The organism is Bacillus sp. TE8-1 (assembly GCF_008368855.1).
Lineage (GTDB): Bacteria > Bacillota > Bacilli > Bacillales > Bacillaceae_G > Bacillus_A > Bacillus_A cereus.
The window spans coordinates 188,764-197,130 of record NZ_QPET01000002.1; the positions used below are offsets into that span (position 1 = coordinate 188,764).

Below are 8,367 nucleotides of genomic sequence, written 5' to 3' on the forward strand. Positions count from 1 at the left end.
TCTTACTTATTTAGCTCTTGTAAGAACCTCTCTTCATTCCAAACCTCAACATTATGTTTCTCCGCTTGTGCTAATTTCGAACCAGCCGCTTCACCTGCAACAACTAAATCCGTACTCTTACTAACACTTCCCGTTACTTTTCCACCTAATGCCTCAATCTTCTTCTTCGCTTCACTTCGCCCCATAACTTCTAGCTTACCTGTTAAAACAACCGTTTTTCCTGCGAAGTAAGATTCAACATTTTGTAAATCTGCAATTTTTATACCTTTGTATGTCATATTCACGCCATACTCTTTAAACTGCTGTAATAACTCTAATACATCTTCATTATCAAAATATGTCACAACAGATTGAGCCATTTTTTCGCCAATTTCATTAATTGCTTTTAGTTCTTCTTCCGTTGCTTTTACAAGCTCATCCATCGTTTCAAAGTGCTCTGCAAATGTACGTGCTGCTTTCGCTCCAACGTGGCGAATTCCAAGACCAAATAATAATCGCTCTAACGAGTTTTCTTTAGACTTTTCAATTGCTTGTATTAAGTTTGTTGCTGATTTTTCACCAAAACGTTCTAACTGTAATAATTGCTCTTTCGTCAATGCATATAAGTCAGCAAATGTACGAATATAATCTGCATCAAACAGTTGTGTAATGACACGTTCTCCAAGTCCATCAATATTCATTGCATTTCTTGAAACGAAATGGATTAACCCTTCTCGAATTTGAGCAGGACAAGTTGGATTTATACAACGAAGTGCTACTTCTTCTTCTAAACGAACAAGTTCACTCTCACATGCTGGACAATGAGTTGGCATGCGGTATTCTTCTTCCTCACCAGTACGCTTATCAAAAATAACGTTCACAACTTCAGGAATAATATCTCCAGCCTTCTTCACAACAACGTAGTCACCAATTCGAATGTCTTTTTCACGAATTAAATCTTCGTTATGTAAAGAAGCACGACGAACAATCGTACCAGCAACTCTCACTGGCTCTAGTTCTGCAGTCGGTGTTACAACTCCTGTTCGGCCAACACTTAATTCAATGCCTGTTAATCTCGTTACAACTTCTTCAGCCGGGAATTTATAAGCAATCGCCCATCTTGGACTCTTCGCTGTAGTTCCTAGACTTTCTTGAAGGGCAACATCATCTACTTTTATAACGATTCCATCAATCTCATAATCAAGATGCGGACGTTTTTCTTGCCATTCTTCTACATAAGCTATAACTTCTTCAATTGTTTCACATGTACGGCGATTTGGATTTGTCTTAAATCCAAGTTCACCTAAGAAATCAAGCGATTCACTATGTGATGGAATTGTTTTTTCTTCTACATTCGCAAGACCATACACAAACATAGATAAGTTACGCTTCGCTGCAATTTTCGGATCAAGTTGACGTATTGAACCTGCTGCTGCATTACGCGGATTCGCAAATACATCTTCTCCATTTTGCTCTTTTTCTTCATTTAGTTTAACGAATGAACGCTTCGGCATATAAGCTTCGCCTCGTGCTTCTAACGTTACTTCTTCATTTAAACGAAGTGGGATAGCTTTAATCGTTTTTAAATTTTGAGTAATATCTTCACCCGTTACACCATCACCACGTGTCGCCCCTTGAATGAAGCGTCCTTTTTCATAATGAAGCGAAACGGCAAGCCCGTCAATTTTTAATTCACATATATATCTTACATTCGCACCATCAATTCCTTGACGTACTCTTCTGTCGAAATCACGTAAATCTCCTTCGTTAAATGCATTTCCTAAACTTAACATTGGTGACTTATGTGTTACTTTTTCAAATATATCAAGAACAGTCCCCCCAACGCGAACGGAGGGAGAATCTTCACTCATAAACTCTGGGTTCTCTGCTTCTAATTTTATAAGCTCCTGCATATTACGGTCATATTCCGCATCAGAAACAGAAGGATTGTCTAATACGTGATATTGATAGTTAAATGTATTTAATAAATCACGCAGTTCTTCTATACGTTTTTTTGCTATCTCTTTTGACATATCCTCATTCCTTTCTATTGTTTCGTCACAGGTGCAAATTTTGCTAACAAACGTTTAACACCAATTGGGCTTGGGAATGCAATATCTAATTCTTTTGCATCACCTTCACCTTTTACACTTACAACTGTACCGACTCCCCATTTTTGGTGGGAAGCTTTATCTCCTACTGCCCAGCCAATTTGTTCGCCGCCTGTCGTCTTAGCTGCAGGGCGCGCGAAAGCTGAACGAGAGCGTGTTGTCGTTGTGATTGTCGTTTTGCCGCTACTTGCCGTTCTGCCTTTTGCACCAAACGATGTTTCACGCTTTGGCGCTGTTTCATTTAATGATTCCACTAGTTCTGTCGGGATTTCTGTAATGAATCGAGACGCAGCGTTCATACTTGTTCTACCAAATAAAGTACGCATTTGCGCGTTAGATAAATATAGCTCTTCTTCTGCACGGGTAATACCTACATAAGCAAGACGACGTTCTTCTTGCATTTCATCCTCTTCCATAAGAGAACGAGTATGAGGGAATATCCCTTCCTCTAAGCCAACAATAAAGACAACCGGGAACTCTAATCCTTTCGCTGAGTGCATCGTCATTAAAATAACTTCTTCACCAGCAGTTGGGTCTTCATCTACACGATCAATATCAGCAACAAGTGCTAAATCTGTTAAGAATGCAACAAGGCTCTTATCTTCGCTTTGAGATTCAAATGTTTGCGTAACAGATAAGAACTCGTCTAAGTTTTCTAAACGACCTTCCGCTTCTAAAGAACGTTCATTTTTCAACATATCGCGATAGCCTGTTTTTTCAATAACTTCTTCTACTAATTCTGTAACAGATAAATACTCTTGCATATTTACCCAGTTATTTAATAAATTCGCAAATTCTTTTACTGCCTTTGTAATTTTTGCACTTACTCCAACATGCTCAATTTCATCAAATACAGCAGTTAATGAAATTCCGTTTTGCACACCGTAATTAATAATTTTATCGATAGAAGTCGCACCAATACCACGCTTTGGCATGTTAATAATACGTGCAAAACTAATTTCATCATCTGGATTACCGATTAAACGTAAGTACGCCAAAATATCTTTAATCTCTTTACGATCGTAGAACTTCGTACCCCCGACAATTTTGTACGGAATGTTAGATTTAAGGAAAATCTCCTCGACCATACGAGACTGAGCATTCGTACGATATAACACTGCAAAATCAGTATATTTTCGTTTCCCCATTTGAATATCGTCACGAATTTTTTTCGCAACAAAATACGCTTCGTCCTTTTCAGTTGCAGCACGATAATACGAGATTTTACTTCCAACTTGATTGTCTGTCCATAATTTCTTCGGCTTACGATTCGTATTTTTTTCAATAACAGCATTCGCTGCATTTAAAATATTTTGTGACGAACGATAGTTTTGTTCTAACAAAATTACTTGTGCATTCTCATAGTCTTTTTCGAACGACAAAATGTTAGAAATATCTGCACCACGCCAGCGATAAATAGACTGGTCAGAGTCACCTACAACGCAAAGATTTTTAAAACGCGCTGCCAAATGTTTAACAAGAAGATATTGCGCTTTGTTCGTATCTTGATACTCATCAACGTGAATATATTGGAACTTACGCTGATAAAACTCTAATACTTCTGGAACACGTTCAAATAACTGAATCGTGGTCATAATTAAATCATCAAAGTCTAATGAATTATTTTTCAAAAGACGTTTTTGATACTCTGTGTATACATCGCTCGTTAATTTTTCATATGGATCAGCCATTGTAATTTTTTTTGCATATTTATCCGCAGATAACAGTTCATTTTTCGCATTACTAATACCCGCTAAAATAGAGCGCGGCTCAAATTTCTTCGGATCAATATTGCGCTCTTTCATAATTTTTTTGACTACAGTTAGCTGATCGCCTGAATCTAAGATTGTAAAGTTACGATTAATACCAATACGATCGATATCCCGTCGTAAAATACGTACACACATAGAGTGGAACGTCGAAATCCAAATATCTTCTGCTTCTGGTCCCACAAGTGTATCAATACGCTCACGCATTTCACGAGCTGCTTTATTTGTGAAGGTAATAGCTAGTACATTCCATGGTGCTACACCTTTTTCACCAAGTAAATACGCAATACGATGTGTTAACACACGTGTCTTACCACTACCTGCACCTGCCATTAATAGAAGTGGTCCATTCGTTGTTTGGACTGCTTTTTGTTGCTGTGGATTTAAACCGTTTAATAATCTATCTGTCATACTCATATACGCCTGCACCTACTCTCCTTTTACTGCTTTAACTGTTTTTAACGCCGATTTTATATCATCATAAATAATATTTCCAACAACTACTGTATCAGCATATTGTGCCATGTCTTTCGCCTGTTCTGCATTAGAAATACCACCGCCATAGTATAACTTAGCTTGTTTCAATTCTGCTTTTACATTTTTAACAAGTTCAACATCTCCATACGTACCGCTATATTCTAAATAAAATATCGGTAAATGTAATAACTTGTCTGCTAAACGAGCATATGCAATAACGTCATCTTCTGTTAAATCACATTTCGCTTCTGTAAGCTGGGCTACTTTCGCTTCTGGATTTAAAACACAATACCCTTCCATAAAAATTTCGTCCCAGTCCATAATATCCCCAAATTCTTTCAATGCCTCATGATGAACACCTGTTACCCATTCTACTTTTCGGCTATTTAAAACACTTGGGATGTAATAAAAATCAAATCCTGGTGTAATTGCTTCTACATCAGAAACCTCTAATACACAAGGAACTGCATATCTACGAATGCTAACTAGCATGTGTAATACGTTATCAATTGTAACTCCATCACTTCCGCCTACAATAACCGCATCAGTTCCAGACTCACAAATCATTTCTAAATGTTCATCGCTTAACTCCTTATTTGGATCAAGCTTAAATACATGTTTCCATCCGGAAATATCGTACATGAAAACACCCTTCCTTTTCTCTAGTTATATATATTTCTGTTCAAAATAACAGTTTATTTTCATCATTATTGTTTTAACTTCATCTTAAATATTTGTTTAAAACGGAGAATTAAGTTTGGAATTACCTCTTCCATATTTTTTAAACTAGAGGATTTAATTTTGAAGTTCCTTTTATGCATTCTTTCATTATAACAAAAAAAGTTACTTACACACACGCACATTCCAACATCTTTTTCCACGTCAAATGTTGGATTACATATCCCAAAAATCAAACGGGATACTAATAAAAGAAATAGTATTATCTATTTCAACTTTCATAAAAAGGAGTGTTTTTCTAATGAAGCAAAATATCGGGACAATAAACGCTCTAATTCGAATTACACTTGGGCTTGTCCTCTTCGGATGTAGTGCAACTAAACTTGTACGCAAGCCGTGGTGCACTTGGTCTAACATTTTTCTATGGATTGGTGCAATGAAAATTGCAGAAGGAATTGTTCGTTTCTGCCCTGTTGTTGAAATGTGGAAATTCGGAAAATACATGAATATGGGGGCATTTAAAATGCCTAGCATGAATTTTGCTGAAAAAGGACATGCTAAAGAAGAAGTGAATCAAACTTCCACTCATGACAAGCCAAAGTCAAAAGGAAGTTATGACGCTTCTGACAAAGAGATTGAGTCAGCGATTGAAAATATAATCCTGGCAAAACCGCTTTGAATCATTTGTCACGATGCAAGATGCTCTCAAAGGGACTTAGCTGCTGCAGTGGGCGGTTAAGTCTTCTTTATTTTACCATAAAACAGAACGTACATTCTCTTTTTTGACCTTAAAATGTATATAAAAGATATCAATCAATAAAATTCAGAAAATTAGGTGCATACCTCTTGCTTAAAATGATATAAAAGTGATATCATTTTTATATCAGGAGGCGATCATATGAAAGAAAAACAAGTATTTTATGTAAATGGTTTTCTCGGTATTATTGGAATTTTGATTTTAGCTGCTATCGGTGTATTTTTCCTTGCACAAGAAATTTTCATAGGAGCGGCACTAACTATTATATTATCCGCAGTTCTCGCTACAGGTATCGGTATTGTTCAACCGAATCAAGCGAAGGTTATTACGTTCTTCGGTAATTATTTAGGAACAATTCGTCAAAACGGTTTATTTTTAACGATTCCGTTCGCATTCCGTCAAACTGTATCTTTACGTGTTGAAAACTTTAACAGTAAAAAATTAAAAGTAAATGACGTTGATGGAAATCCAATTGAAATTGCAGCTGTTATCGTATATAAAGTTGTTGATTCTGCAAAAGCAATGTTTGGTGTTGAACATTATGATCGATTTGTAGAAATTCAAAGCGAAACGGCAATCCGCCATGTTGCAACAAAATATCCTTATGACAATTTCCAAGATGAAACCTGCGTTACGTTACGCGGAAATACTGAAGAAATCTCTGAAGAATTAAAACGTGAGTTAGAGGCGCGTCTTGAAATTGCTGGTGTAGAAGTATTAGAAACTCGTTTAACGCACTTAGCTTACGCAACAGAAATTGCCCATGCAATGCTACAACGCCAGCAAGCAAAAGCAGTATTAGCTGCTAGAAAAGAAATTGTTGAAGGTGCTGTGAAGATGGCGAAAGATTCCATCCATATGTTAGATGAAGAAGGCGTACTAGAACTCGATGACGAGCGTAAAGCAAATATGGTAAACAACTTATTAGTTGCCATCGTTTCAGATAAAGGTGCGCAACCAGTTATTAATACAGGAAGCCTATACTAAGGGCTATAAGTAATTATGGCTAAAAAGAAAAGCTTTCCATTACGTATTGATCCTGAATTACACGCAGTCATCGAAAAATGGGCAAATGATGAATTTCGTAGCGTCAATGCACACATCGAGTATTTACTTCGAGAAATGGCAAAGCAAAAAGGGAAATTAAAAAAAGATAAAGATGCATAAAAAATCCCGCTGATTCCTCAGCGGGATTTTTACATATTAACTTTTCGTCATCTCATGCCCAATTGCACGATATCCTATATCACTTCGATAAAATAGACCATCACTCTCAATTTTACCGATTTCTTTATATACTTTATCTTTTGCTTCTTGTAAACTATTTGCCTTACAAGCAACAAATAATACACGGCCACCGTTCGTTACAAAGTCCCCATGTTTCATTGCTGTACCTGCATGGAAAACAATCACATCTTGCAGTGCATCTAGTCCACTAATAATATCACCTTTTTTATATGCTTCTGGATATCCTTTAGAAGCAAGTACAACACCGATTACCGCTTCTTCTGACCATTGTAACGTTAGTTCACTTTCATCTAATACAGCGTTACATACGTCAACTAAATCATTTTCTAAGCGAGGTAATACAACTTCTGTTTCAGGATCACCGAAGCGTGCATTAAATTCAATTACCTTCGGACCATCATTTGTTAAAATAAGACCTGCGTATAAAATACCTGTAAACGAACGGTTTTCTGCAATCATCGCCTTAGCAGTTGGATGTAATACGGTTTGAATCGCTTCTTGAACTACTGATTCTGGAATTTGTGGTACTGGAGAATATGCACCCATTCCGCCCGTATTTGGACCTTTATCACCATCAAAAGCTCTTTTATGATCTTGGGCGATTACCATTGGATGTACAGTTGTTCCATTCACGAATGCCATTAATGAAAATTCTTGTCCATCTAAAAACTCTTCAATAACGACCTTCTTACTTGCCGCGCCGAATTTCACATCTTGTAGCATTTCTTTCACAGCTTGTAATGCCTCTTCAAGCGTCATTGCTACCGTTACCCCTTTACCCGCAGCTAGGCCGTCAGCTTTAATAACGATTGGTGCACCAACTTTTTGAATGTACTGTACCGCTTCTTCATAATCTGTAAAAGTTTCGTACGCCGCAGTTGGAATATCATACTTTTTCATAAGCTCTTTTGTAAAAGCTTTACTACCTTCAATAACAGCAGCCGCTTTATTCGGACCAAATACGCGAAGTCCCTCTTCTTTAAAACGATCAACAATTCCATTCATAAGTGGAATTTCTGGTCCAACGAAAGTTAACTCAATATTATTCTCTTTGGCAAATAAAACTAATGCATCAAAATCATTTTCATCAATATCAACTGGTATTGCAACATCTCTCATACCTTCATTACCTGGTGCTACATATACCTTTTCTACTTTTTCAGATTGTGCAAACTTCCAAGCTAAAGCATGCTCACGCCCACCGCGGCCAATTACTAAAACATTCATATTTCATCCCCCAATAATTAAATAAGTACAAACTAGAAGCTATGCTCCTAGTTTGCTTTTTCATATCAATAAAAGGTTATCTTGACCGGACTTTTTAAACATCCATATCAATAAAGGTTTA

7 protein-coding genes are annotated in these 8,367 nt (G+C 36.9%); 3 read left to right on the forward strand and 4 right to left on the reverse strand.

Annotated elements, in window-relative coordinates:
* Positions 1–2: 2 nt before the first annotated feature.
* Genes ligA through pcrB form a run of 3 tightly spaced genes read right to left on the reverse strand, consistent with a single transcriptional unit; the run spans position 3 to position 4,978 of the window.
* Entirely contained in the window at positions 3–2,012 is a 2,010-nt protein-coding gene (gene ligA, locus DN404_RS02270) for an NAD-dependent DNA ligase LigA (RefSeq protein ID WP_086388541.1), read from the reverse strand.
* Positions 2,013–2,026: 14 nt separating this feature from the next.
* A complete protein-coding gene (pcrA, locus tag DN404_RS02275; RefSeq protein WP_002164784.1) occupies positions 2,027–4,276 on the reverse strand; it encodes a DNA helicase PcrA in 2,250 nt (749 codons plus the stop codon).
* A 12-nt stretch (positions 4,277–4,288) separates the two neighbouring features.
* On the reverse strand, positions 4,289–4,978 hold the full coding sequence (gene pcrB / locus DN404_RS02280; RefSeq protein ID WP_000272097.1) for a heptaprenylglyceryl phosphate synthase: 690 nt from the start codon (positions 4,976–4,978) through the stop codon (positions 4,289–4,291).
* Between the two features lie 337 nt (positions 4,979–5,315).
* Between pcrB and DN404_RS02290 the strand changes: the two genes are divergently transcribed.
* From DN404_RS02290 to DN404_RS02300, 3 genes are all read left to right on the forward strand, one after another.
* On the forward strand, positions 5,316–5,693 hold the full coding sequence (locus DN404_RS02290) for a YgaP family membrane protein (protein ID WP_149149299.1): 378 nt from the start codon (positions 5,316–5,318) through the stop codon (positions 5,691–5,693).
* Positions 5,694–5,912: 219 nt separating this feature from the next.
* Positions 5,913–6,758 carry an SPFH domain-containing protein gene (locus DN404_RS02295; protein ID WP_149149298.1) on the forward strand — a complete coding sequence of 282 codons (846 nt, stop codon included), beginning with the start codon at positions 5,913–5,915 and terminating at the stop codon, positions 6,756–6,758.
* A gap of 15 nt (positions 6,759–6,773) precedes the next feature.
* A complete protein-coding gene (locus DN404_RS02300) occupies positions 6,774–6,938 on the forward strand; it encodes a type II toxin-antitoxin system antitoxin (RefSeq protein WP_001085171.1) in 165 nt (54 codons plus the stop codon).
* A 36-nt stretch (positions 6,939–6,974) separates the two neighbouring features.
* Here the strand turns inward: DN404_RS02300 and purD are convergent, their stop codons facing one another.
* Positions 6,975–8,246 carry a phosphoribosylamine--glycine ligase gene (gene purD, locus DN404_RS02305; RefSeq protein WP_088362279.1) on the reverse strand — a complete coding sequence of 424 codons (1,272 nt, stop codon included), beginning with the start codon at positions 8,244–8,246 and terminating at the stop codon, positions 6,975–6,977.
* Between the last annotated feature and the right edge of the window lie 121 nt (positions 8,247–8,367).